This window comes from Leifsonia sp. 21MFCrub1.1, assembly GCF_900107895.1.
Taxonomy (GTDB): domain Bacteria; phylum Actinomycetota; class Actinomycetes; order Actinomycetales; family Microbacteriaceae; genus Leifsonia; species Leifsonia soli.
Genome location: NZ_LT629867.1, coordinates 3,271,174 through 3,296,436, shown reverse-complemented (window position 1 = coordinate 3,296,436; position 25,263 = coordinate 3,271,174). Strand labels below are relative to the sequence as shown.

The following is a 25,263-nucleotide window of genomic DNA, read 5'->3' as shown; positions in this document are numbered from 1 at the left end:
GACCGTCAGCTGCGCCGCTCCGGATCCTCCGCTCGCGCGACCGACGCCAGGCCGTCGAGGGCGCGCGCGACCGTATCCGCGGGGGTCAGCGTTTCGTCGTCCTGAACGGCCCACCAGGCGAGCGCCGCCATGATCGTCGATTGCAGCGCCGCCGCGGCCGCCTGCGGAACGACATCGTCCGCCGGCAGCCCGAGCCTGCGAGAAAAGAACCCGATCGTCTCGTCGCGCCACTGGCGGTACGTCTCGGGGCGTGTCGATTCGAGTTCCGGTTCGGTGGCGATGAGGCGCATACGCGCGCGCCCCACCGCGAACGCGTCCGCGTCCTGTGCGAACACCGAGAGGATCGCCGCGGAGATCGCCTCCCAGGGCGGAAGGGCGTCGTCTGCCTCGGAGAGGGCTCTGCGCAGCGCGTCGAGCGCACCCTCGATCCCGCCCCAGACGATGTCCGCTTTCGCCGGGAAGTAGCGGTGCAGGGTTCGTACGCTGATGCCCAGTTCGTCGGCGATGCGCTTCATCGTCACCGCGCCGTAGCCGTCGCGCCGCAGGACCTCGATAGCGCGTGTCCGCAGGTCGTCCTCGTCGGCCACGGGAGGACGACCTCGATTCCCCGCTGTCGCGACCATGGTCCGACCGTAGCCGATTGCTCGCCGGATATTTATGACATAGTCTGCCAATAATCGTATTCCGTTCAGCCATGGAGGTCTGACATGCCCTATCCCTACCCTGACGTCTCGGGTGCTTCGATCGCGGAACTCGCGTCGCTGGCCGGACGCCGCGCCGTCGTGACGGGTGGCGCCCAAGGGCTCGGAAAGGCGATCGCGGCCCGGCTCGCCGAGGCGGGGGCGGACCTCCTCATCCTCGACATCAACGAGGCGCCGGCGCGCCAAGCCGCAGCCGAACTGGCCGACCGGTACGGCGTGACCGCGGTCGGCACCCGTGCCGACGTGTCGGACACCGCGTCGGTGGTGGCCGCTGCCGACCTCGCGGTCTCCGAGCTGGGCGGACTCGACATCTGGGTCAACAACGCCGGCCTGTTCCCCAATGCGCCCGTGCTCGACATGCCGGACGAGATGTGGGATCGCGTGTTCGCCGTCAACGCTCGCGGGGTGTTCCTCGGTTCGCGTGAGGCGGCCCGGCGGATGGCGGCCGACGGCTCCGGCGGCGTGATCGTCAACATCATCTCGACCGCGGGCTTCCAGGTGGCGTTCCCCGGCATGGCGGCGTACGTGAGCTCCAAACATGCGGCGCGGGGCCTCACGAAGTCGCTCGCCGTGGACCTGGCGCCGCTCGGCGTGCGGGTGCTCGGCGTCGCGCCGAGCTTCGTGCCAACCGAAGGCAACCTGGCCGCCGCCAAGGCCGGTGCCGAACAGGCCGCCGCGGCCGGTATCGAGATGCCGCCGCTGGATGTCATGAGCCACAGCAGGATCGGCCGGCTGGGAACGCCGGACGACATCGCGCGCGTCGTGCTCTTCGCGGCCAGCGATCTCTCGCTGATCATGACCGGCAGCACGCTGCTGGCCGACGCGGGGGAGACGCTGTAGGACGTCGTCAGTCGCTGCGCTCGGTCGCTCGATCGATCTCGGCCATCGAGACGCCGAGGATGCGTTCGATCAGGGATTGGAGCTCCACGGCGATGTCGAAGTCCTGCTCCGCCAGCCACTGCAGCTGCAGGCCCTCCCACGCGGTGTGGATCCAGCGCGACGCCCGGTAGGGCGCGATGGCGCGGTCGACGACTCCGACGGCTTGGAGGCGTTCGATGCTCTGGACCATGCGCTCGTCACCGGCGCGCCACCGCTCTTTGAAGTACTCGTGGGCGGGATGCGCGGGGTCGCTGGATTCGCCGAACATCGCTGTGTGCAGGCGCACGACATTGATGCGGCTCAGGCTCTCTGCAGCCCGGGCGGGCGCACGCCGAACGGACTCGCCGAGCGGCATCGTCGACCACTCGTGCTCGTCGGAGAGCCGGAGGGCTGCCAGAAGCAGATCGTCTTTGGTGGGGAAGTGGTAGAGCACGCCCGGCTCGCTGAGGCCGGCGCGCTGGGCCACCTCGGCGGTGATCAACGAGCGGTGACCCTTCTCGAGCACGATCTCGAGGGCCGCTTCCGCGATGGCGCGGCGGCGCTCCCTGGTCTTCGCGTAGCTGCCGCGCGGACCGCGCACGCCGACCGTATTCGTCATGCAGAAAACCATAGACCAAACATCCTAAAACTATTAGTCACTAGGAATTGACTTTCGATGCAGGGTCTGGCTACGATCCAAGTGCAAACTCTATAAGCGACTCAGAGTTAGCGGTTCTGCACTTCCCATTCCATCGACCGGAGCGCCCCGCTCCGGCGTCTTTCAAAGGTGAGGACGAATGCTTCCACGCGCATTGAATCGATACAAGGTCCGCCGAGGCGCTACTGTCGCCGCCGCGACCATCGCAGCAGCCGCGCTGCTGCTCACCGGCTGCACGTCGAGCAGTCCGGCTGCGACCACGAGCGCGACTGCCGAGAAGGACGTCCATTTGACGTTCCTCAACCAGTCGCGGGGCCAGGAGATCGTGCTGAACGAACTCGCCAAGAAGTACGGCGAGGAAACTGGTGTCACGGTCACCGTCGACACCCCGGGTCCGGTGGACTATCTGCCGAAGCTCCAGGCGGACGCGCAGTCGAAGCAGATGCCGGACATCTACTCGTCGTTCAACCCCGTCTCGATGGCGCCCTTCTACAAGGCGGGATGGGCACTCGACCTGAGCGCGGAGCTGAAGGACGGCTGGAGCAAGAACTTCACGCCCGAGGTCATCAAGCTCGCCACCTTCGCGAAAGGCAACAACCTCGGCGTGAAGCCGGGCGTCTACACCGTTCACTGGGAGAACCAGTCGTACGGCCTGATCTCTGACTCGGCGAACTCGGGCATCGATGCAGCCAAGCAGCCGAAGACGGTCTCTGATCTCATCAAGCAACTGGCGGCCAGCAACAAGAACGCCAACGGCGGCTTCTCCGTCGCCGCCTCCCTCACGCCGCAGTTCGTGCAGTACCTCGCATCGAACTGGCTGACGGACAAGCAGATCAACGACACCTTCGCGGGCGACTACAAGTGGACGTCCGACGGCTGGGCCAAGGCCTTCCAGGTGATCGCAGACCTCAAGAAGGCCGGCGCCATCCAGGGCGACGCCATCCCGGGAGGCCAGAACGACAACCCCACCGTCGAGACGAACTTCTTCACAAAGCACAGCGTCGGAACGATCTTCGACGCTTCGCCGGGTGTCTCGGTCGCACACAAGACGGCTCCGGACTACACGTCGTTCTTCTCGATGGCGTTGCCGAAGGCGTCCGACGCCAAGTACTCGCCCCGCTCGCCGGGCGTCCCCGGCAAGGGTGCGGTCATCAACCCGCGCGGCGAGCACGTCCAGGCGTCCCTCGCCTTCGTGAAGTGGCTCACCGAGCCGGCACAGCAGGAAGTGTTCGCCAAGGAGGCGTACATCATCCCGACCAGCCCGTCGCTGCTGAAGAGTGCGAAGCTGCCCGACACGCTCGTCGGCTTCGCCGAGGGCACGAAGAATCAACAGGTCATCCCGAACACGTTCAGCGCGCAGGTCACGGATGCGATCAACCGCGATGTGCAGAGCCTCGTGCTCGGCCAGATGACGGTGAAGGATCTCCTTGCCGACGTCCAGAGCGCACAGGACGCCAGCCAGTGACCACCGCTCTCCGCACCACGTCTGCGCGGCGCTCCTTTGGGGCGCCGCGCAGACGGCGCAGGATCGGCGGACGCAAAGCGCTGACCGGGTACCTGTTCCTGGCGCCCGCGATCGCCTTGATCGCGGTATTCACGCTGGTGCCGTTCGTCGAGTCGATCGTGCTCAGCTTCCAGTCGTGGGACGGCGTCAGCCCGGACACCCCGTGGGTCGGCGGCCTGAATTATGAGGCCGCTTTCAAGAACGCCGCGTTCTGGGCATCCATGAAGAATGTGCTCATCTTCGGAGTGGTCGGCTTCGTGGTCGGCAACGGCGTCTCGATGATCATGGCGCTCGCAGTCAACGCGATCCGCAAGGGCCGCACCTTCTTCCGCACCGTCTATTATCTGCCGAGCGTGCTCTCGGTGGTCGTCGTCGGCATGGTGTTCTCGGCCATGCTGGACCCGCGCTCAGGCGTCGTGAACAAGATCCTCGGGTGGGTGGGACTGGGTTTTCTCCGCCACGACTGGCTGAATGACCCCAACGTCGCGATGCTCGCCGTGATCGGCGTGTTCCTCTGGCTGCACTGGGGGTTCGGCTTCATTCTGTTCCTCGCTGGCCTCCAGGACATCCCGAAGTATCTGTACGAGGCGGCGGAGCTCGACGGCGCCCGCGGCTGGGCGAAGTTCCGGTACATCACCTGGCCGCAGCTCGCTCCGGTGACGACAGTTGTCAGCCTGCTCACCCTGCTTGCCGCATTGCAGATCTTCGGCACGGTGCAGGTGCTCACCAACGGCGGCCCTGGCTATACCACCATGGTGCCCACCCTCCAGATCTTCACGCAGGCGTTCACGTACAACAACTATGGGGCTGCAGCGGCTATGTCCGTGATCTTCGGAGGCGCCCTCATTCTCCTGTCGCTGTTCCAGCTCGGCTTCTCCCGCCGTCGGGCCGACGGCTGACCGCGGAAGGAAGACGACCATGACGACGACAACGAATGCACCCGAATACGCCGGCGTCCGCGAGCAGACGACGCCTTCGCAGGCTCGCACGGGCCGCAGGCCACTGCGCCCAGGTCGCGTGGCGCTCTACGCCCTGCTGGTGTCCGCGGCCCTGAGCGCCCTGTTCCCCATCCTGTGGATGATCTCCGGATCGATGCAGAGCCTGCCCGAGCTGTTGAAGGGCGACGCGCTGCTCCCGGCCGTGCCGCAGTGGCAGAACTTCACCACGGCCTGGGTCAAAGGCAACCTCGGCGTTTACCTGACGAACAGCATCATCTACACGCTGTGCGCGGTCGCGGGGATCCTCCTGGTGTCGAGTCTGGCGGGGTACGCCCTTGCCCGGCTCGACTTCAAGGGAAAGGGCGTCTTCACCGCGCTGATCCTCGCCGTGATGATCATCCCGGCACCCGCCATGTTCCTCGCCCAGTACAAGGTGCTGCTCGCCCTCGACCTCGCGAACACCCGGCAGGGATACATCTTCATCCTGATCACCACCGGCATTCCGATCTCGACCTTGATCATGAGGAGCTTCTTCGCGTCGCAGCCGAAGGATCTCGAAGAGGCGGCCGCACTCGATGGCGCGTCGGCGCTGGGCACCTTCTTCCGCATCATGCTTCCGCTGGCCCGCCCGGGCCTCGCGGCCGTCGCGGTCATCCAGGCGTTCGCGGTCTGGAACGAATACCTGATGGCGCTCGTGATCTTCAACGACAATGCCTTGATGCCGGTGCAGCGAGGGCTCACCAGCTTCGTGTCGGCCGAGACCCCGCAGCCGCAGATCCTGCTGGCGGCGACGCTGATCTCCATCGTGCCCGTACTCGTCTTCTACCTCTTCGCCCAGCGCCAGATCGTCGACGGCATCAGCGCCGGCGCGATCAAGTAGGTCCGCGACTCCCGCGACCGGAAGGAACCCTGTACCGTCATGCGTCCTCTATTCACCGACAGCCCCTGGTTCGGCGGCGACTACAACCCCGAGCAGTGGCCAGAGGCGGTGTGGGACGAGGATGTGGAGCTCATGCGGCGTGCGGGCGTCAACCTGGTCACCGTCGGCGTCTTCGCCTGGTCGCTGCTCGAGCCGGAGGAGGGCAGATACGAGTTCGCCTGGCTCGATGATGTGCTCGACCTGCTGCACGAGAATGGGGTGAAGGTCGACCTGGCGACGGCGACGGCCGCGCCGCCTCCGTGGCTCTCTCACCGGTACCCGGAGTCCCTGCCGGTGACGGCCGACGGTGTTCGGCTCTCACCGGGCTCCCGACAGGGCTACTGCCCCAGCTCGCCGGCCTACCGGCGGAGCGCCGCCCGGCTGACGCGAGCGTTGGCCGAGCGCTACGGAACGCATCCGGCCGTCGTGATGTGGCATGTCAACAACGAGTACGGATGCCATGTCTCGCGCTGCTATTGCGATGAGTCCGCTGCTGCCTTCCGGCGCTGGCTGACCGCGAAGTACGAGACGGTCGGCGCTCTGAACGAGGCGTGGGGGACCGCCTTCTGGTCGCAGTCCTACTCGACCTTCGACGAGATCCTGCCGCCGCGCGCCACCCCCGCGTACCCGAACCCGACGCAGTCCCTGGACTTCGAGCGGTTCAGCTCCGATGAAATGCTCGCGTGCTTCCTCGAGGAGAAGGCGATCCTCCGCGAGGTCACTCCCGACATCCCGGTGACGACGAACTTCATGGGCCTGTTCCGCGGTGCGGACTACTGGCGGTGGGCGGAGCACGTCGATGTCGTCTCTGACGACCTGTATCCGGATCCCGCCGACCCGGATGCCGCCCGCGGTTCCGCGCTGGCCCGCGACCTCATGCGGTCCCTCGGACGCGGTCGGCCGTGGATCCTGATGGAGCAGTCGCCGAGCGCCGTGAATACCCGGCCGGCGAACGCTCCCAAGGCGCCGGGCCAGATGCGTGCGCTGTCGTATCAGGCGCTCGCTCGCGGAGCCGACGGCATCCTGTTCTTCCAATGGCGGCAGTCGGCTTCCGGAGCCGAGAAGTTCCACTCCGCGATGGTGCCTCACGCCGGCACGGACACGCGCATCTGGCGTGAGGTCGAGCAGCTCGGCGCTGAGCTCGGTACCCTGGGACACCTGATGGGCAGCCGGGTCAAGGCCCAGGCGGCCCTCGTCTTCGATTGGGACAGCTGGTGGGCGATCGAGCAACAGGGCCTCCCGGCCACCTCGAGCTACCGGACCCTGGTCGCCCGTTGGCACGCCGCGCTCACGGAGGCGGGGCTCACGGTCGATCTGACGCGAGGTGACGAGGATCTGACGGGCTACGCGATCGTCATCGTCCCGAGTCTGTTCGTGACGACGGACGCACAGGCTGCGGCCATCGACGAGGCGGCACGCGCCGGGGCGACCGTGCTGGTCACCGATCAGACGGGAATCGTGGATGAGAACCTCCGGGTGCGCCTCGGGGGGTATCTGGGTGAGCTCCAGTCGACGCTCGGCGTGTGGATCGAGGAGTTCTGGCCGCTCGCCGGCGCGTGGGCGCGCCCGGGAGCCATCCCGGTCTCGCCCGAGTCGACGGTGGCGCCGACGGTTTCGGTGCGCGGCCCCGTGTTCGACGACGGCGTCGCAACCGGCATCGAGTGGACCGAAGTCGTCCATGTTCGCGAGGCGCACGTCCTGGCGGTCTTCGATGGTGGACAACTCGGCGGATGGCCGGCCCTCACCCGGAACGTTCGGGGCGACGGCACCGCGTGGTACCTGTCCACCCGGCTGGAGCGGGACGGCACCGCAGCAATCGTGCGTCGGCTCATCTCCGAGAGCGGACTGGAGGTTCGCCGCCCGGTCAGCGACAGCGATGCCGGATTCGTCGAGTCCCTCCAGCGTGGCGAGGCACAGTTCGTGATCAACCACGGTGCCACCGCGGTGACGCTGGCGGGAAAGGGCACCGATCTTCTCACAGGTGGCGACGCGCTAGGGCTGACTCTCGAACCGCAAGGCGTCGCCGTCATCGGGTCGCGGGCGGTGATCGACCAAGACGTGAGCAGCGGCAACCTGTTCGGGCGGGTCGAATCGTCGATTATTCAACGGACCTCCGCTCCGGCTGTTTCGAAGCCAGAGCAAGTCGAAGTTGTCGTTGGCGACGAGGCGTCATTAGGCGGAGTCACTCGCATCATCCGAAAGGCACAAGACATTGACTGACCTCAGACCTATCCGCGATCGGCTGGCGTTGCAGGCGATCGAGCTGCCGAGCTGGGCGTTCGGCAACTCGGGCACCCGGTTCCGTGTGTTCGGGACGCCGGGCACGGCGCGCGACCCGTTCGAGAAGATCTCGGACGCCGCGCAGGTGCACAAGCACACCGGGCTGGCGCCGACGGTCGCCCTGCACATCCCGTGGGACCGGGTCGACTCGTACGCCGACCTCCGCAAGCACGCGGAGGACAACGGGGTCGAGCTGGGGACGGTGAACTCCAACACGTTCCAGGACGACGATTTCAAGTTCGGCTCGGTCACCCACGCGGATGACCGGATCCGGCAGAAGGCGATCGATCACCATTTCGAGTGCATAGACGTGATGAACGAGACCGGGTCGCGGGATCTGAAGATCTGGCTGGCGGACGGCACGAACTATCCGGGTCAGGATTCGATGCGCGCCCGGCAGGACCGGCTGGCGGACAGTCTGCAGAAGATCTACGAGCGGATCGGCGAGGGCCAGCGGCTGGTGCTGGAGTACAAGTTCTTCGAGCCGGCGTTCTATCACACGGATGTTCCGGACTGGGGGACGAGCTATGTCCAGACCGCGGCCCTCGGCGAGCGCGCGGTGGTGTGCCTGGACACCGGGCACCACGCACCCGGGACGAACATCGAGTTCATCGTGATGCAGCTGCTGCGGCTCGGGAAGCTGGGGTCGTTCGACTTCAACAGCCGGTTCTACGCCGATGACGACCTGATCGTGGGCGCGGCGGACCCGTTCCAGCTGTTCCGGATCATCTTCGAGGTGATCCAGGGCGGCGGCTACGCGAACCCTGAGGTCGCGTTCATGCTCGACCAGTGCCACAACCTGGAGGCGAAGATCCCCGGGCAGATCCGGTCGGTGCTGAACGTGCAGGAGGCCACCGCGAAGGCGTTGCTGGTGGACACCGACGCGCTGGCCGCCGCGCAGGCTGCGAACGACGTGCTGGCCGCGAACACGGTGTTCATGGATGCGTTCAACACCGACATGCGTGCCGACCTGGCCGCATGGCGCGAGTCGCGCGGACTCCCGGCCGACCCGATGGCCGCGTACAAGGCCTCCGGGTACCAGGAGCAGATCGAGGCCGACCGTGTCGGCGGCACCCAGGCCGGATGGGGGGCGTGAGCGGCCCATGTTGCTCTATGTCCCGGCCGGAACCAGCGAAGCGCTCCGTGTGACGGCCACTGTCGCGGGAATGCCGTGGGCCCGCGCGCGCCTGACCGTCGACGTGCTCTGGGACGACCACGTGGAGGGCGACGACCAGGTCGGGGGTGACGGAGGGCTTCATCCCACGGGGGACGTCGTCATCTCCAACGTTCGGGTTCTCTCGTCGAGCGCGACCGTCGACGCGGGCGGGGCCGCTCGCGCGGTATTGGATCGCGTCGTCCGAGAGCACGCCCCAAACGCGCACGACATCGATCTCCTGTATGGCGATGACCGGGCGCGTGTCCTGTTCCAACAGTTTCTTTCGCCCGCCGTCAACGGGGCGCTCCTCCACCACCAGTGATCTGATCACTGAGCAATCCATCGATACCAAATCTTCAAGGAACTGCCTCATGACGAACGAGACTGTCGCATCCCTGATCGCCCGCTCGAACCGGCTCGGGTCGGACCCGGCGAACACGAACTACGCGGGCGGGAACACGTCCGCGAAGGGCACCGAGATCGACCCGGTGACCGGTGAGCCGGTGGAACTGCTGTGGGTGAAGGGCTCCGGCGGTGACCTGGGCACGCTGACCGAGCAAGGCCTCGCGGTGTTGCGCCTCGACCGCCTCCGCGCTCTGCAGAACGTCTACTCCGGTGTAGAGCGCGAGGACGAGATGGTCGCCGCGTTCGACTACACGCTTCACGGCAAGGGCGGTGCGGCACCCTCGATCGATACGGCGATGCACGGCCTAGTGGATGCGGCGCACGTCGATCACCTGCACCCGGATTCCGGCATCGCCATCGCGACGGCGGCCGACGGGGAGCAACTGACGCGGACGATCTTCGGCGGCCGCGTGGTGTGGGTGCCGTGGCGGCGTCCCGGGTTCCAGCTCGGGCTCGACATAGCGGCGATCAAGCGAGCGAACCCGGAGGCGATCGGCACCATCCTGGGGGGCCACGGCATCACGGCCTGGGGCGACACGAGCGAGGAGGCGGAGGCCAACTCGCTGTGGATCATCCAGACCACGGCGGACTACATCGCCGAGCACGGCCGTCCCGAGCCGTTCGGGCCGGTCCTGCCGGGCTATGAGGCGTTGCCGGAGGGCGAGCGGCGGGCGAAGGCGGCGGCGCTGGCTCCGCACCTGCGCGCCATCGCATCCACCGACCGGGTGCAGGTCGGGCACTTCACCGACGCGGACGTGGTGCTGGACTTTCTGGCCTCCACCGAGCACCCGCGGCTGGCCGCACTGGGCACCTCCTGCCCGGACCATTTCCTGCGCACGAAGGTGAAGCCCCTAGTGCTCGACCTCCCGGCGGATGCGTCCATCGAGGAGTCGGTGGCGCGGCTGGAGGAGCTGCACGAGCAGTACTGGGCCGACTATCAGGCGTACTACGACCGCAACGCGACGGCGGACTCACCGGCCATCCGCGGGGCGGACCCGGCGATCATCCTGATCCCCGGCGTCGGCATGTTCTCCTACGGCAAGGACAAGCAGACCGCTCGGGTGGCGGGCGAGTTCTACGTCAACGCGATCAACGTGATGCGCGGGGCGGAGGCGTTGTCGTCGTATGCGCCGATCGATGAGGCGGAGAAGTTCCGCATCGAGTACTGGGCGTTGGAGGAGGCGAAGCTGCAGCGGATGCCGAAGCCCAAGCCGCTCGCCGGCCGCATCGCGCTGGTCACCGGCGCCGCGTCCGGGATCGGGAAGGCCATCGCGAGCCGGCTCGCCGCCGAGGGCGCGTGCGTGGTGGTCGCCGACCTCGACCTCGCGAAGGCGCAGGCCGCCGCTGCCGAGATCGGCAACGCGGACGTCGCGATCGGCGTGGCCGCGGACGTGACCGACGAGAAGGCGGTCGACGCATCCATCCGGGATGCGCTGCTCGCCTTCGGCGGGCTCGACCTGGTGGTCAACAACGCCGGCCTGTCCATCTCCAAGCCGTTGCTGGAGACCACGAACGCCGACTGGGACCTTCAGCACAACGTCATGGCCAAGGGGTCGTTCCTGGTCTCCCGCGCCGCCGCGAAGGTGCTGATCGACCAGAAGCTCGGCGGTGATATCGTCTACATCTCGTCGAAGAACTCGATCTTCGCCGGGCCGAACAACATCGCGTACTCGGCGACGAAGGCCGACCAGGCACACCAGGTGCGACTGCTCGCGGCCGAGCTGGGGGAGCACGGCATCCGCGTCAACGGCATCAACCCCGACGGGGTGGTGCGCGGGTCCGGGATCTTCGCGGGCGGCTGGGGCGCCAAGCGCGCGGCCGTCTACGGGGTGCCGGAGGAGGAGCTCGGCCAGTACTACGCCCAGCGCACCCTGCTCAAGCGTGAAGTGCTGCCCGAGCACGTGGCCAACGCGGTGTTCGTGCTGTGCACCAGCGACCTCGACCACACGACCGGCCTGCACATCCCGGTGGATGCGGGAGTCGCAGCCGCCTTCCTCCGATGAATGCGAATGGGACGGGCGCAGGCACCGTCGCCGCCGTCGACCTCGGGGCCACCAGCGGACGCGTCATGTTGGGCCATATCTCGAAGGACGCGATCCGGCTAGAGGCGGTGCACCGGTTCGACAACCGCCCAGTGCGAACCTTGGACGGGCTCCACTGGAGCATTGTGGAACTGTATCGGGACGCGGTGGAGGGTCTGGCCATCGCCGCGCGCCGCGCACCGGCACTGGCCGGTATCGGGGTGGACACGTGGGCGGTCGATTACGCCCTGATGCGCAGGGGGAACGTCCTGGGGCTGCCGTACAGCTACCGGGATGATCGCACCAATGCGGCCGTCGACAGCGTCCACCGAACGATCACTCCTGAGGCCCTGTACGTCCGGAACGGGCTGCAGCACCTTCCCTTCAACACTGTGTTCCAGCTCGTCGCCGACCAGCAGGCCGGCCTGCTGGATGTCGCTGACCGATTCCTCCTGCTGCCTGATCTGTTCGGCTACTGGCTGACCGGCACCGGCGTCGCAGAGCGCACCAACGCCTCCACGACCGGACTCCTAAACGCCGGCACCGGCGACTGGGATAGGGATATTGCCGGCGAGCTCGGCATCCCAGCACGAATCTTCCCCGAGCTGGTCGCCGCGGGCACGGAGCTGGGCACATTGACCGCCTCAGCTCGTCGAGGGATCGGTGACAGCACTGCACGAGTGATCTCGGTCGGGTCGCACGATACCGCCAGCGCGGTGGTCGCCCTCCCCACGACGAGCAGCGATAGCGCCTACATCTCCTGCGGGACATGGTCGCTCGTTGGCGTCGAACTCGAGCACCCCATCTTGACGGACGAAGCGCGGCGATCCGGGTTCACCAACGAGGGCGGTGTCGACGGACGCACCCGCTTCCTTCACAACGTGATGGGCCTGTGGCTGCTGTCGGAGTGCGTCCGAGAGTGGCGACGGACCGAGGAACGGGTCAGCCTGGCTGAACTCCTGGAGCAGGCCGAACGCGTCTCCGAGCCGGTACCCATCTTCGACGCCGACGACGAGACCTTTCTCGCCCCGGGCGACATGCCTCGCCGCATCGAGGAGTGGCTCGTCAGCCACGATCGTCCGGTGCCAACGACCCGCGCGGCTCTGGTCCGCAGCATCCTCCTCAGCCTCGCGCGTTCCTACGCGTCAGCGATCCGACAGGCCGCGCAGTTGTCCGGGAAGACCGTGAACGCGATCCACATCGTGGGCGGCGGCAGCCTGAACGCTCTCCTGTGTCAGCTCACCGCCGACGCTGCCGGGCTTCCGGTCATCGCCGGCCCCGCCGAAGCGACCGCCCTCGGCAACGTCCTGGTACAAGCGCGCGCTCTCGGCTGGGTCAGCGGCGACCTCGAAACCTTGCGCGCACTCGTCATCCGAGACACCCCCACCATCCGTTACGACCCCCGTTAGGATCCCTGCCCATGGTTGATCGGCAGTTGCCTCGTCCCGCCGAGTTGTTGGAGTTGATGCGGTTCAAGCGGCCGGAGCTGAATCTGAGGAAGCGGCGCCTGGAGTCGGCGTTGACGATCGAGGACCTGGCCAGGATCGCTCGCCGTCGGACGCCTCGGGCGGCGTTCGATTACACGGAGGGCGCGGCGGAGGGGGAGTTGTCGTTGGCGCGGGCGCGGCAGGCGTTTGAGGATGTGGAGTTCCATCCCTCGATCCTGCGGGACGTGTCCACTGTCGACACGTCGTGCCAGATCTGGGGTGGTCCGTCGGCGTTGCCGTTCGGGATCGCGCCGACCGGGTTCACGAGGTTGATGCAGACCGAGGGGGAGACCGCCGGTGCGGGTGCTGCCGGGGCGGCGGGGATCCCGTTCACCCTGTCCACGTTGGGGACCACCTCGATCGAGGGGGTGAAGGCGGCGAACCCGTTTGGGCGGAACTGGTTCCAGTTGTATGTGATGCGGCAACGGGAGATCTCGTACGGGTTGGTGGAGCGGGCGGCGGCGGCCGGGTTCGACACCCTGTTCTTCACCGTGGACACCCCGGTGGCGGGGGCCCGGTTGCGGGACAAGCGCAACGGGTTCTCCATTCCGCCGCAGCTGACCCTGGGCACGATCCTGAATGCGATCCCGCGGCCGTGGTGGTGGTACGACTTCCTGACCACCCCGAAACTGGAGTTCGCGTCCCTGTCGGCCACCGGCGGCACCGTCGGGGACCTGTTGAACGCGGCGATGGACCCGTCGATCAACTACGAGGACCTCGCCATCATCCGCCAGATGTGGCCGGGGAAACTGGTCATCAAGGGCGTGCAGACCCTGGAGGACGCCAAGACCCTGGTGGATCACGGGGTGGATGGGATCGTGCTCTCCAACCACGGCGGCCGGCAACTGGACCGCGCCCCCATCCCCTTCCACCTCCTCCCCACCGTCGCCCGGGAGGTCGGGCAGCACACCGAGATCGCGATCGACACCGGCATCATGAACGGCGCCGACATCATCGCCGCCTACGCCCTCGGCGCCAAGTTCACCCTGATCGGCCGCGCCTACCTCTACGGGCTGATGGCCGGCGGCCGGGAAGGAGTCGACCGCACCATCCAGATCCTCACCGACCAACTGATCCGCACCATGAAACTCCTCCAAGTACGCTCCCTGGCCGAACTCGGCCCCCACCACGTCACCCAACTCACCCGCCTGCAGCCACATCAACGTACAAGCTAGGCTAGGACGCTGCCGTACACGTAAACCTCAAGAACCACAGCCAAGCCGATTCTCGCAACCGAGGGATGAAGAGCGCACCCACTTGGGTCGCCGGTGCTGGAGGAGTGGGACCGGCGGGCCGTACAGCGCTTGTTCGCGGCCATCGACGGGTTGCGCACGCTGCAATCGGGCCGCCGCCCTGCCGGCTTGTCGTGCGGGCTTCGACCACATTGGAACTTTATCCCCGACGGCGCTCCCCGTGCCGACCTCACCCTGCGGGAGGAGTGGCACTCGCACGCTTCTGGACCTCAGTCCCGCAGTTCAGCAGATGGCCTGTCTGAAGTTCCCGATGGGATGGGTTTGCCGACTCGTGATCTGTTCCGCTAGGGCGCCCGACGACCTGCGGCGCGTCCGCCGTGGGACCGTGGTTCCATCTTGTGGCCGCCGGTGCGCGCTCCTATCTTCTTGTGTGGAACGGCACGGTGGTCTGAGGCGACCTGCCTCTCTCGTGTCGGCGGGAGTGGGAGTGTGCGATGGATGAGACCGGTCGGATGATGTCCATGATGAGCGACTCGGCCGAGGGGCCGATGGCGGGCATGGACATGACGGTGATGCAGCGATGTATCGAGGCGTGCGCGGCGTGTGAGCAGGCGTGCACGATGTGCGCCGGCTGGATGTCGGCGGACGGGATGTCGGGTTCTGCGATGTGCATGAGCTGCGCCGAGATGTGCAACACGATGATGCGGATGATGCTGCGCCCGATGCCGACGAACGAGGGCGAAATGGCCGCGATGATGGCCATGCTGCAGGCGACGTCGGCCATGTGCCGTGCGTGCGCGGCCGACTGCGGCGCGATGGGCGACAGCGCGAGCGCGACGATGTGCGCTCAGGTGTGCATGAACTGCGCGGACGCCTGCGACGCGATGATGGCGTCGATGAAGCCCATGATGGCGATGTGAGCGCTGCGGGCCTACCGGCTCAAGACTGCGCGAGGCTGACGTTCAGCAGCTCGTCGCCGGCGGTGAGCACGCCGTAGAGCGCGTGCACGGCGACGGGCGTGCCGGGCGTCAGCACCTCACTCAAATCGTCGAAGTGCCAGCAGCGGAGGCTCTCCCCCGTGAAGCCGGCGAGGTCGATCCAGCCGTCCTCGCTCGCCGAGACGACGAACGCGTCCACCCAGTGCGACGGCGTGGAGATCGCGGCCTGCCGTGCGATGGGGTGGAGGGCGTAGCCGTCGTCGAACATGCCTGCACCCTGCCCGGAGGCGGCCCGGAGCAGGGCGTCCTGTGCGGTGGGGCTGGGCTGACGGGTCACGGTGTCCTTCTTTGTCTGTCGCGTGCGGTCTACCGAGGATAAGAGCCGCATCCACTTCGTGTCATTTGAGCCGTCACACGGTGAAACACGCGGCGGCGAGCCCGGCCGGCTCTACGCCAGAGCGGCACGCAGGGCGGTCGCCGCCTGCACGAGTTCGCGCGTGTACTCCTCCCTCGGGGAGCGGATGACGTCGTCCGCCGGCCCCTCCTCTACCACGCGCCCTCCGTTGAGCACGACGATCCGGTCGGCGAGCGAGCGCACGACGGCGAGGTCGTGGCTGACGAACAGGTACGCGACGCCCGTGCGCTCCCGGAGGTCCGAGAGCAGGTCGAGGATCTTCGCCTGCACCGAGACGTCCAGCGCCGAGGTGACCTCGTCGCACACCACGAGCGGCACGGGCCCCGCGAAGGCGCGCGCGATGGCGACACGCTGCTTCTGGCCGCCGGAGAGTTCGTGCGGGAGCTTGTCCAGCGTGTGGCCGGGGAGCCCGACGGTGTCCGCGAGCCGGCCTGCGTCCGTGTCGCCCCCGAGCAGGCGGATGGAGCGGGTGAGCACCTGGCGCACGGTCCGCCTCGGGTTGAGCGAGGCGTCCGGGTTCTGGAACACGACCTGCACGGGGATGCGCGCCCCCGTGTGCAGGATCCGCTCGCCCTGGTGGGACGTCAGCCCGGCGGCGATCCGGCCGAGCGTCGACTTGCCGCTGCCGGACTCTCCGACCAAGCCGACGATCTCGCCGGCGCCGACGGTGAGGGAGACGCCGTCGAGCGCGGACTTGCGCCCGAAGTCCTTCCGTACGTCCCGCAGCTCCAGCAGAGGGACGCGCGGGCCGGGACGGCGGGAGGTGCTGCCCTCCATCGAGGGGAGAGCCGCGACGAGGTCGCGTGAATAGGGATGGGTGGGCCGGGTGAGCACGCGCGTCGCCTCGGCCCGCTCGACGATCCTGCCCCGCTGGAGCACGGCTACCTCGTCGCAGTGCGATGCGACGAGCGGGAGGTTGTGGCTGATCAGCAGGGTCGCGAAACGCCTCTCCCGGCGCAGGCGCTCGATAAGGGCGAGGATGCCCGCCTCCACCCGGCTGTCGAGTCCGGTCGTCGGCTCGTCGAGGATCAGCAGCCGCGGGTCCGTCGCCAGCGCCATTGCGATCACCACCCGTTGCTGCTGCCCGCCGGAGAGCTCGTGCGGGTATCGGCGGACGATCTCCTCCGGATGCGGGAGGTCGACGTCGCGGGCCGCTTCGATCGCGGCCGCCCGTGCCTGCGCGCGAGAGGCGCCTGCGACGGCGAACACCTCGGCGAGCTGCGCGCCGACCGTCGACGTGGGGTTCAGGGCGAGGCCGGGCTCCTGGTAGACGACCCCGATCGAGTCGGCGCGGTATCGCCGCAGGCTCTCGCGGTCCAGCAGCAACACTCTGTCGCCGGCGATCTCCAGGCGGTCGGCGGCGACTGTGGCGTTGGCGGGCAGGTACCGGGTGAGGGCCAGCGCGATCGTGCTCTTCCCCGACCCGGACTCGCCGACCAGTCCGTACGACTCCCCGGCGTGGATGGTCAGGTCGACATCCTCGACCACCCGGCGGCGATCGCCGTCGATCGTGTAGTCGACGCGGAGCCCCTCGACGCGGACGACGGCTTCGCTCACCGGTCCAGCACCTCCTTCAGGTTGTCCGCGATCAGGTGCACGGCGACGACCAGGGACGCGATCGCGGCGGCGGGGAACAGGACGGTCCAGCTCGCGCTCTGGAGGTAAGCGCGGTTGTCGCTGATCGCGAGGCCCCAGTCCGGAGACGGCGGCGCCGACGCGAGCCCCAGGAAGGACAGCGACGACGACAGGAAGATGGCCGCCGCGAGGCTGAGGGTCGCCTGGATGAGGATCGTGGGGAAGACATTCGGCAGCAGCTCCCAGAACAGGATGCGGCTGGTCGACTCCCGCTGCAGCTGGGCCGTCACGATGTACCGCTTGCCCATCTCGGTGAGCACCGCCGCGCGGACGATCCGCGCGATTGCGGGCGCGAAGACCAGTCCGACGGTGAGGATGAGAGTCGGCACCCCTGCGCCGAACGCCCCGACGATGACGAGCAGGAAGATCAGCGTGGGCAGGGCGAGGAAGACGTCGAAGACACGCATGAAGGCCGCATCCACCCAGCCGCGCCGATAGCCGGCGATCAGGCCCATCGTGCTGCCGAGCGCCGTCGCCAGGACGACTCCGGCGGGCCCGATGGCGAGCGCGGGCTCGGCGCCGGCGAGCACGCGCGCGAACACATCCCGGCCGATGTCGTCGGTGCCGAACCAGTGCGCGCCGGAGGGGGCGGCCAGCTGGCGACCGGTGTCCGCGAACGGCTGCAGCCCGAACCAGCGCCAGCCGACGGCCGCGACGACCCAGAACAGCACGACGACCGCACTCACGACGAAGGTGGGACGCCGCAGCAGGCGCACGACGGTGCCGCGCCGGGCGCGCGTCTCGGTCGTGGGGGCACTGGCCGTGCCGGGGGTTCCCGTGGCGGTCAGCCGGAGGTCTTCGATCGCCATGTCACTCCCTCGAGTCGAATCGGATGCGCGGATCGACGAGCGCGAAGACGACGTCGGTGAGCAGTAGCGCCAGCAGCGAGATGACGCCGGTCACCATGACCCCGGCCTCGAGCAGCACGATGTCCTTCTTCTGGGTCGCCGTGACCAGCAGGGCCCCGAGCCCGGGGTAGCCGAACAGGGACTCCACGATGGCGGAGCCGCCGAGCAGCGTGCCGAGGTAGATGCCCAGCAGGGAGATCGTCGGCACCAGGGCGTTGCGGGCGACATGTGCGCGCACGACCTGGGCGGGCCGGAGCCCCTTGAGCACGGCGGTCCGATGGTACTGGGAGGTGAGGGTGTCGAGTGTGCCCGTCCGCACCATCCTCACCAGGACGGCGAGGTACGCGAGCGCGAGTGTGACCGCGGGCAGGATCATCGCCCGCAGGTGCAGCAGCGGGTCGGAGGACAGTGCGTCCGCCGCGGAGCTCACGGGCACCCAGCCGAGCCAGACGGCGAACACGATGAGGAACACGATGCCGATGACGAACTCCGGCACCGCGGACAGCGACATCAGCACGATCGTGATCACGCGGTCGGTCCGCTTGCCCTCCCGGTAGGCCTGCACCGCGCCGAGCGCGATCGCGACCGGCACCATCAGGGCGAAGGCGAGGGCTCCCAGCAGCAGGGAGTTGCCCAGGCGGCTCAGGATGAGCTGCGAGGCGGGCTCCGCGTACACGATGCTGGTGCCCCAGTCGCCGGTGAGGAAGCCGCCGAGCCAGTGCAGGTACCGCTCGACGATGCCGCCGTCGAGCCCGTGCTCCGCGTTCCACGCCGCCACCTGGGCGGCCGTGGCGTACGGGCCTAGCGCGTTCCGTCCGGGATCGCCGGGGACGACCTGGACCAGCCAGAACACGAGCACGGACACGACGAGCAGCACGAGCGGGATCTGGACGGCGCGCCGCCCGATCACACCGGCCAGCGCGAGATGGCGCGGCGGGAGCGACGACAGCCCCCGCCGCCGCGCCGGATCGCGGTCGCGGAGACGGGGGCTGGTCGTTGTCATGTCGGTCGTCGTCTCGGCGGGTCAGCCCGTGATCGAGATGCCCTTGAAGGAGTAGCCGGTGTAGAAGTCGAGAGCGCCGGGGAACTGCCCGTGCACCCGCTTGTTCTGCAGCACCTTGGCCTTGGCGAAGGTCGGCACGATGACCGCGAGGTCGTTCCACTCCGTGGAGGCGATCTCGTTCACCAGCTTCTGCCTGGTCGCTTCGTCGGTCGCCTTGTCGTACGCGGCCGAGGTCGCCTCCAGCTGCGGGTTGGAGTAGTGGGAGGCGTTCCACGCCGCCCCCGCGGTGAAGATCAGCGAGATGTACTGCGACGGCGCGCGCACCGCCCAGTTCGTGATCGTCAGGGGGGCGTTCAGCCAGGGCGAGTCGGCGCCGTCGGCGTAGTACTGCTCGCTGGTGAGCACCTTCAGCCCGACCTTGAAGCCGGGGACGGCGTTGAGCTGCTGCTGGAGCACCTCGCCGTAGAGCTTGTTGTCGGTGGTGATGTCGAACGACACCGTTTTGCCGCCGAGCAGCTCGGCGACCTTGGTCGTGTCCTTCTCGCGCTGGTCGAGCCCATGGGGCTGGACAGGGTAGTCCGGGATGTACACGGTGTCGTTCGCCACGACCGCGTTGCCGCCGTAGACGTTCTTCACCAGGCCCTTCCGGTCGATCGCCCAGGCCACCGCCTGGCGGACCTTCGCGTCGGTGAAGGGGGCGGCGGTGACGTTGAGGAAGATGCCGTCGAACTTGTTGTAGCCGGAACTGACCTCGGTGTAGTCGGAGGCCTTGACGGCGGCGGCGACCTCGCTGGTCTGGTCGATCCTGTCGATCTCACCGGCCTGGAACGCGAGCAGCTCGGCCTGGCTGTCGGCGTAGACCTTGAGCTCGACCCCGGCGACCTTGACGTCCTTCGCATCCCAGTACTTCGGGTTCTTGGAGAACTTCGCGCCCTGTCCCGGCGTGTACTTGTCGAGCACGAACTGGCCGGCACCGACGGGATGCTTCAGCCAGTCGCCCGGGGTGTAGCCGGCGGGCAGGATGGCGGTGTTCGCGCCGGTCAGCAGCCGGGGGAAGTCGGAGAACGGACGGTCGAGCGTGAAGGTCACGGTCTGGTCGTCGGACCCGACCGCGACGGACTTCAAGATGCCGTCGAACGAGCTCTTGCCCGGCGACGTGCTGTCGGCTGCGGTGATCGCCTGGAAGGTGGAGACGACGTCCTTCGCCGTCACCGGGCTGCCGTCGTTGAACTCGGCGCCGTGGCGTAGGTCCACCGTCCAGGTGAGTCCGTCCGCGGACGGCTTCCACGACGTGGCGAGGCGCGGGACGAGGGCGCCCTTCGCGTTGAGGCTGATGAGCCCCTCCTGAGCGAGCCCGGTGAGCAGCATGGCGTTGTAGTCGGCGGCCGTCAGCGGGTCGATGTCGCCGCCCGGGTCCGAGATCGGGATGCGGTAGGTCCCGCTTGCTCCGCCGGTGGACGAGGACGACGCGGGGGTGGACGCGCAGCCGGCGAGCAGCAGGGCGGCCGCAGCGACGGTGGCGGCGAGCGCAGTGATGCGTCGTCGCGGGATCGTGGTGGGGGTGGTCATGTTCGGGTTCTCCTGGTGGGGGATGGGTGGGTCAGGCGGGTACGCCGTCGACCGTGAGGTTGAGGCGTTCTGTGTAGAAGGCGATGCGCCCGGCAATGGCCATCACGTCGGTGGACGGCTCGCCGTAGGTCCAGGCGATGTCGTCGAGGGCTCCGTGCGCGGTGCCCCAGTAGCCGGTGGTGCGGCCCTTGTACGGACACTCGGTCACGGTCGTGCCGGGGGTCAGGAGGTCGAAGCGGACGTGCTCCGGCGGGAAGTAGTAGCGCGGGATGAGCCCGGTCTCGTACACCACGACCGTCTCGTCGCTATCGGCCAGCACGACGCCGTCGCGGGAGACCGTGACGCGGCGGCTGCTCGGCAGCGCGTCCACCCGGCTGAACGGGTCGCGCGGGTGGGCGAACACGGGCTGCTCCTCCTCTAGCCAGCGGTCGAGCACGCCGGGGAACCAGCTCACGCCGAGGAAGCCGGAGAGCTCGGGGGCGGCCCAGCGCCAGGCCGCATGCTTCACGACCCGGTCGCCGACCCGGAGGTCGAACCACTGCGCCGGCGGCCGGCGCGGCCGGTAGTAGCCGAGGTCGCCCTCCGGCGGGTCGGTCTCGACCAGCAGGTCGGTGCGCACGTCCTCGACCGGGAAGCCGTACTCGGGAACCTTGTGGCGCGGCTCCCAGACGAGGAGCTGGCGGTGGCTGTCCACCACGGCCGTGCCGTCCACGAAGCCGCGGACCCAGCGCTCGCTGGGGTGGAAGCTCCACACGTCCGGGTAGGCGGGGAACCGCTGCACGAGGGTCTCGGTGACCGGCGGTAGCCAGGTCTGTTCGTTCGACATGGGGAGAACCCAAACCCGTCGTGTCCGTGCGGCGCCAGCCCTGGCGACACACAACGACATTTCCGACACACGGCGAAACACGGCGAGACGGATCGGCCGCAGGCGTGTCTACAGTGGCGGCCTTCCACGAGAATCGGAGCCCTGTCGTGACTGATCGGATCGTCGACGCGCCGCTGCAGCTCGGCCTCTTCGCGCATTTCGCCGAGGAGTCGAGCGAGGCCGAGTCGTACCTCGAGTTCCTTCGCCTGTTCGAGCATGCCGAGAAGGCCGGCTTCGGCTACGCCTGGGTCCGGCAGTTCCACTTCCGCAGCTCCGGGAGCGCCCGCTCCGGCGGCCTCCCGTCGCCGTTCGTGCTGCTGGCCGCGCTCGCCGAGCGCACCGAGCGGCTTCGTCTCGGCACGGCCGCGATCACCCTGCCGCTGGAGGACCCGGTGCGCGTCGCGGAGGATGCGGCGGTGCTGGATGCGATCAGCGGCGGCCGGCTCGAGCTGGGGGTCGCGAACGGCGTCGGCGCCCCGGGGACGGCCGAGGCGCTCGGCCGGTCGCTGCCGGAGGACCGCGACGATCGCCGGCAGCGGTTCCTCGACGCTCTCGACGTGCTGCTCGGCGCGCTGCGCGGCGATCCGCTGACGGCCGACGGACACACCCTCGCCCCGGTCGCGCCGAGCCTGACGGAGCGCATCTGGGAGGCGACTCTGACCGCGGAGAGCGCCCGGGCCGCGGGGGAGCGCGGCTACGGCGTGCTGGTCGGCACCACGCAGACGGTGCCGGCCGAGACGACCGCCGCCGCCTACCTCGACGGGCTCCCGCCCGGGGCCCTCCCACGGCTCGGTCTGTCCACCCTGGTCCTCCCCGCCCGCACCCGGGAGGAGGCGCTGCGCGGCGCCGAGGAGGGCATCGAACGCAAGTGGGCGTGGGGCAAGGACTTCCTGCCTCCAGCGACGACGCTGGCCGAGAAGGCGGCGTCGCTCGGGCTGCATTACGGCACGACGGACGACATCGTGGAGTCGATCGCCACGCATCCCGCCTTCCGGTCCACGACCCACCTGCAGGTGCAGCTGGAGTTGGTCTACGGCAGCTTCGCGCAGCGCCACGACGCGCTCGATCAGTTCACCGCCGAGATCGCGCCGGCCCTCGGCTGGTCGTCGCCCGCTCTCGTGGGGGTCGGACGATGACCGCGCGGCATCCCCTCGTCCTCGGCGCCGGGCTCTTCTACCCGGGCGGGGAGCACATCACCGGATGGCGTTCGCCCGCCGCGGAGCCGACCCGCTACCTCGAGCTGGACTACTACGCGGACTTCGCCCGCACGGCGGAGGCCGGGCGGTTCGCCACGGTGTTCCTGGCCGACGAGCTGTACGTCTGGGACCGTTACGAGTCCGGCGTCGACCACGGCGTCAACATCCGTCCGGAGCCGCTGACCCTGCTTTCCGCGCTCTCGCAGCTCACGACCAAGATCGGCCTTGCGGCGACCATCTCCACCACGTACAACGAGCCGTACCACGTCGCCCGCAAGCTCGCCTCGCTCGATTACCTGAGCGACGGCCGGGCCGCCTGGAACCTGGTGACGAGCGCGAGCGACGAGGAGGCGCGCAACTTCGGCCGCGACGCCAACCTGGATCACGCGGTGCGCTACCGGCGCGGCGAGGAGTTCGTCGAGGTCGTGCACGGGCTGTGGGACAGCTGGGACGACGACGCCTTCCCGCACGACAAGGCGACCGGGATCTTCGCCGACCGGGACAAGGTCCACGTGCTCGGGCACGAGGGCGAGTTCCTGTCGGTGCGTGGGCCGCTCAACATCCCGCGGCCGCCGCAGGGACACCTCCCGCTGTTCCAGGCGGGCGCTTCCGAGGCGGGACGAGCGCTCGCCGGCCGCACGGCGGACGCCGTTTTCACCCTCGGCTCGGACAACCTGGAGGAGGGGCGGCGGCTCTACAAGGACTACAAGCTCCGCGCTCGCCGAGCCGGCAGGGACCCCGAGGCGGTGAAGGTGCTGCCCGCGCTACAGCCGATCATCGGCCGGACGCAGGCAGAGGCGGAGGAGAAGCTGCGCCTGCTGGAGGAGCTGACCCCGGAGCGCGTCGCCCTCGACCTGCTCTCGCACTGGCTCGGGGAGGACCTCGGCCGGCGCGAGCTCGACGAGCCGTTCGTCTTCGACGCCGACCCGGCGGGCTTCAACCAGTCGAAGTCGCTGTACGCGTCCATCCTGAAGGTGCTGGGCGAGCGCGAGTTCACGCTGCGCGAGCTTTACCGGGAGGTGCTGCGCCGGCGCTTCGTCCTCGGCACGCCGGACTCGCTGGCCGACCGGCTGGTCGAGGCGTACACGGAGCGGGCCGCCGACGGCTTCATCCTGATGTTCCCTACGCTGCCGGACAGCCTCTTCGACTTCGTGACCGAGATCGTCCCGCGCCTGACCGACCGGGGCGTGTACCCGGCCGAGTACGCCGGGGACACGCTGCGCGAGCACCTGGGGCTCGCCCGACCGGAGAGCAGGTACGCCGCATGACCAGACGCATCCACCTCGGCGCGTTCGCCTTCCACCCGGGCGGCGCGCACGTCACCGGCTGGCGGCACGAGACCGCACGGCCCGACCGGCACCTGACGATCGACCATTACAAGCACTTCGCGCAGACCGCGGAGCGCGGTGTCTTCGACACGATCTTCCTGGCCGACGGACTCTACTTCTGGGATCGCCACCCTTCCGGCGTCGACCACTACGGGCAGCTGCGGCTGGAGCCGCTCACGCTGCTCTCCGCGCTGTCCGTGCACACGAAGCACATCGGCCTGGCGGCGACGATCTCGACCACGTACAACGAGCCGTACCACGTCGCCAGGGCGCTGGCCTCGCTCGACCACCTGAGCGGCGGACGCGCCGCCTGGAACCTCGTCACCTCCCGCTACGACGAGGAGGCGCGCAACTTCGGCGGCGACAGCCACCTCGACCACTCCCGCCGGTACGAGCGCGGCGAGGAGTTCGTCCGCACCGTCGAGGAGCTCTGGGACAGCTGGGACGACGACGCCTTCCCTGCCGACAAGGAGAGCGGGATCTTCGCCGACCGCTCCCGCCTGCGCACGGCCGATCATCGCGGCGAGTTCTTCACGGTCCGGGGTCCGCTCAACATCGCACGGCCCGTGCAGGGCTACCCGGTGCAGTTCCAGGCCGGCGGCTCGCCGGCCGGTCAGCACCTCGCCGCCGTGACCGCGGACGCGGTGTTCGCCGGGTACCGCCCGCTGCCGGAAGCGCAGGCGTTCTACCGCGGGCTGAAGGAGCAGGTGAGCGACGCAGGGCGCGACCCGGACGCGTTCCACATCCTCCCGACCCTGCAGCCGGTGGTCGGGCGCACGCGCGCCGAGGCGGAGGACCTGGCCGAGAGCCTCCTCGCCTCCACGCCGGACGCGCTCATCGTCGAGGACGTGTCGCACTCGATCGGGCAGGACCTCACCGGCCGGTCGGCCGACGAGCCGTTCGAGTACGAGCAGCAGATCGACACCTCGAACGAGTCCCGGTCGCCGAACCGCCGCGTCGACGCCCTCCGGGCCCCGACCGGCCCGCGGACCCCGCGCGAGGTGTATGCACGGACGTTCCGGGAGGGGATCGTCGTCGGCACGGCGACCGACATCGCGGACGAGATCGAGGAGCGGGTGGAGGGTCGCGCCGCCGACGGCTTCATCGTCCAGTCGCTCACGCTGCCGTACAGCCTGGACCGCTTCGTGGAGCTGGTGACGCCCGAGCTGCAGCGCCGTGGGCTCACCCCCGAGCAATACACGCCGGGCACCCTGCGCGACCGCCTCGGGCTGAAGCGCCCGGAGCGGAGCGGGGCGCTGTCAGTGGGGGTGTGACCCGGTTCCCGGCTCGCGCCCCTCGGCCTCGGGCTCGGTCCGGGCGGCGTGCTCACGTCGCTCGGACGGCCC

Annotated in this window: 22 protein-coding genes; 14 read left to right on the top strand and 8 right to left on the bottom strand. The window is 68.7% G+C overall.

Annotation, left to right across the window (positions count from 1 at the left end; all coding sequences use genetic code 11):
* Window positions 1-5: 5 nt before the first annotated feature.
* Window positions 6-587 carry an acyl-CoA-like ligand-binding transcription factor gene (locus BLW09_RS15535; RefSeq protein WP_172824227.1) on the bottom strand — a complete coding sequence of 194 codons (582 nt, stop codon included), beginning with the start codon at window positions 585-587 and terminating at the stop codon, window positions 6-8.
* A 120-nt stretch (window positions 588-707) separates the two neighbouring features.
* Between BLW09_RS15535 and BLW09_RS15530 the strand changes: the two genes are divergently transcribed.
* Window positions 708-1,541: an SDR family NAD(P)-dependent oxidoreductase gene (locus BLW09_RS15530; protein ID WP_089914704.1), complete on the top strand. Its 834-nt coding sequence runs from the start codon at window positions 708-710 to the stop codon at window positions 1,539-1,541.
* Between the two features lie 7 nt (window positions 1,542-1,548).
* Here BLW09_RS15530 and BLW09_RS15525 read toward each other — a convergent pair whose 3' ends face one another.
* Window positions 1,549-2,178 carry a TetR/AcrR family transcriptional regulator gene (locus tag BLW09_RS15525; protein WP_157696961.1) on the bottom strand — a complete coding sequence of 210 codons (630 nt, stop codon included), beginning with the start codon at window positions 2,176-2,178 and terminating at the stop codon, window positions 1,549-1,551.
* A gap of 178 nt (window positions 2,179-2,356) precedes the next feature.
* On the opposite strand from BLW09_RS15525, the gene BLW09_RS15520 reads away from it, so the two are divergent.
* The 10 genes from BLW09_RS15520 (at window position 2,357) to BLW09_RS15475 (ending at window position 15,040) form a co-directional block, all read left to right on the top strand.
* A complete protein-coding gene (locus BLW09_RS15520) occupies window positions 2,357-3,682 on the top strand; it encodes an ABC transporter substrate-binding protein (protein WP_089914699.1) in 1,326 nt (441 codons plus the stop codon).
* On the top strand, window positions 3,679-4,620 hold the full coding sequence (locus BLW09_RS15515) for a carbohydrate ABC transporter permease (RefSeq protein WP_089914695.1): 942 nt from the start codon (window positions 3,679-3,681) through the stop codon (window positions 4,618-4,620). The genes BLW09_RS15520 and BLW09_RS15515 overlap by 4 nt, the downstream gene beginning before the upstream one ends.
* A 19-nt stretch (window positions 4,621-4,639) precedes the next feature.
* Complete coding sequence (locus BLW09_RS15510; protein ID WP_089914692.1) at window positions 4,640-5,539, top strand: carbohydrate ABC transporter permease; 900 nt, start codon at window positions 4,640-4,642, stop codon at window positions 5,537-5,539.
* A 39-nt stretch (window positions 5,540-5,578) separates the two neighbouring features.
* Window positions 5,579-7,798 (top strand): beta-galactosidase, encoded by a 2,220-nt coding sequence (locus tag BLW09_RS15505; protein ID WP_089914689.1) that lies wholly within the window; start codon window positions 5,579-5,581, stop codon window positions 7,796-7,798.
* The gene (gene rhaI / locus BLW09_RS15500; RefSeq protein ID WP_089914686.1) at window positions 7,791-8,954 is read left to right on the top strand and encodes an L-rhamnose isomerase; all 1,164 of its coding nucleotides are present in this window, start codon (window positions 7,791-7,793) and stop codon (window positions 8,952-8,954) included. Before BLW09_RS15505 ends, rhaI begins: the two co-directional genes overlap by 8 nt.
* Window positions 8,955-8,961: 7 nt before the next feature.
* Window positions 8,962-9,336 (top strand): hypothetical protein, encoded by a 375-nt coding sequence (locus BLW09_RS15495; RefSeq protein WP_157696959.1) that lies wholly within the window; start codon window positions 8,962-8,964, stop codon window positions 9,334-9,336.
* A 49-nt stretch (window positions 9,337-9,385) separates the two neighbouring features.
* Window positions 9,386-11,422: a bifunctional aldolase/short-chain dehydrogenase gene (locus tag BLW09_RS15490; RefSeq protein WP_089914680.1), complete on the top strand. Its 2,037-nt coding sequence runs from the start codon at window positions 9,386-9,388 to the stop codon at window positions 11,420-11,422.
* Window positions 11,419-12,849: a rhamnulokinase gene (locus tag BLW09_RS15485; RefSeq protein WP_089914677.1), complete on the top strand. Its 1,431-nt coding sequence runs from the start codon at window positions 11,419-11,421 to the stop codon at window positions 12,847-12,849. The genes BLW09_RS15490 and BLW09_RS15485 overlap by 4 nt, the downstream gene beginning before the upstream one ends.
* An 11-nt stretch (window positions 12,850-12,860) precedes the next feature.
* Window positions 12,861-14,102, top strand: coding sequence for an alpha-hydroxy acid oxidase (locus BLW09_RS15480; protein ID WP_089914674.1), 1,242 nt, complete (start codon window positions 12,861-12,863; stop codon window positions 14,100-14,102).
* Between the two features lie 512 nt (window positions 14,103-14,614).
* Entirely contained in the window at window positions 14,615-15,040 is a 426-nt protein-coding gene (locus BLW09_RS15475; RefSeq protein WP_089914671.1) for a hypothetical protein, read from the top strand.
* Between the two features lie 19 nt (window positions 15,041-15,059).
* Here the strand turns inward: BLW09_RS15475 and BLW09_RS15470 are convergent, their stop codons facing one another.
* The 6 genes from BLW09_RS15470 to BLW09_RS15445 all read right to left on the bottom strand — a co-directional run bounded on the left by BLW09_RS15470 (window position 15,060) and on the right by BLW09_RS15445 (window position 21,354).
* Window positions 15,060-15,395 carry a hypothetical protein gene (locus BLW09_RS15470; protein WP_089914668.1) on the bottom strand — a complete coding sequence of 112 codons (336 nt, stop codon included), beginning with the start codon at window positions 15,393-15,395 and terminating at the stop codon, window positions 15,060-15,062.
* A gap of 111 nt (window positions 15,396-15,506) precedes the next feature.
* Window positions 15,507-17,030 carry an ATP-binding cassette domain-containing protein gene (locus BLW09_RS15465; RefSeq protein ID WP_089914665.1) on the bottom strand — a complete coding sequence of 508 codons (1,524 nt, stop codon included), beginning with the start codon at window positions 17,028-17,030 and terminating at the stop codon, window positions 15,507-15,509.
* Window positions 17,027-17,917, bottom strand: coding sequence for an ABC transporter permease (locus tag BLW09_RS15460; RefSeq protein WP_089914662.1), 891 nt, complete (start codon window positions 17,915-17,917; stop codon window positions 17,027-17,029). The genes BLW09_RS15465 and BLW09_RS15460 overlap by 4 nt, the downstream gene beginning before the upstream one ends.
* Window position 17,918: 1 nt before the next feature.
* Window positions 17,919-18,959 carry an ABC transporter permease gene (locus BLW09_RS15455; protein WP_089914660.1) on the bottom strand — a complete coding sequence of 347 codons (1,041 nt, stop codon included), beginning with the start codon at window positions 18,957-18,959 and terminating at the stop codon, window positions 17,919-17,921.
* A gap of 21 nt (window positions 18,960-18,980) precedes the next feature.
* Window positions 18,981-20,528, bottom strand: coding sequence for an ABC transporter substrate-binding protein (locus BLW09_RS15450; protein ID WP_089914657.1), 1,548 nt, complete (start codon window positions 20,526-20,528; stop codon window positions 18,981-18,983).
* A 31-nt stretch (window positions 20,529-20,559) separates the two neighbouring features.
* Window positions 20,560-21,354, bottom strand: a complete 795-nt coding sequence (locus tag BLW09_RS15445; protein WP_089914654.1) for a DUF427 domain-containing protein — start codon at window positions 21,352-21,354, stop codon at window positions 20,560-20,562.
* A gap of 146 nt (window positions 21,355-21,500) precedes the next feature.
* On the opposite strand from BLW09_RS15445, the gene BLW09_RS15440 reads away from it, so the two are divergent.
* Genes BLW09_RS15440 through BLW09_RS15430 form a run of 3 tightly spaced genes read left to right on the top strand, consistent with a single transcriptional unit; the run spans window position 21,501 to window position 25,191 of the window.
* Window positions 21,501-22,529 carry an LLM class flavin-dependent oxidoreductase gene (locus BLW09_RS15440; RefSeq protein ID WP_157696958.1) on the top strand — a complete coding sequence of 343 codons (1,029 nt, stop codon included), beginning with the start codon at window positions 21,501-21,503 and terminating at the stop codon, window positions 22,527-22,529.
* Window positions 22,526-23,857 carry an LLM class flavin-dependent oxidoreductase gene (locus BLW09_RS15435; protein ID WP_089914647.1) on the top strand — a complete coding sequence of 444 codons (1,332 nt, stop codon included), beginning with the start codon at window positions 22,526-22,528 and terminating at the stop codon, window positions 23,855-23,857. Before BLW09_RS15440 ends, BLW09_RS15435 begins: the two co-directional genes overlap by 4 nt.
* Entirely contained in the window at window positions 23,854-25,191 is a 1,338-nt protein-coding gene (locus BLW09_RS15430; RefSeq protein ID WP_089914644.1) for an NtaA/DmoA family FMN-dependent monooxygenase, read from the top strand. The genes BLW09_RS15435 and BLW09_RS15430 overlap by 4 nt, the downstream gene beginning before the upstream one ends.
* The last annotated feature ends 72 nt before the right edge of the window (window positions 25,192-25,263 follow it).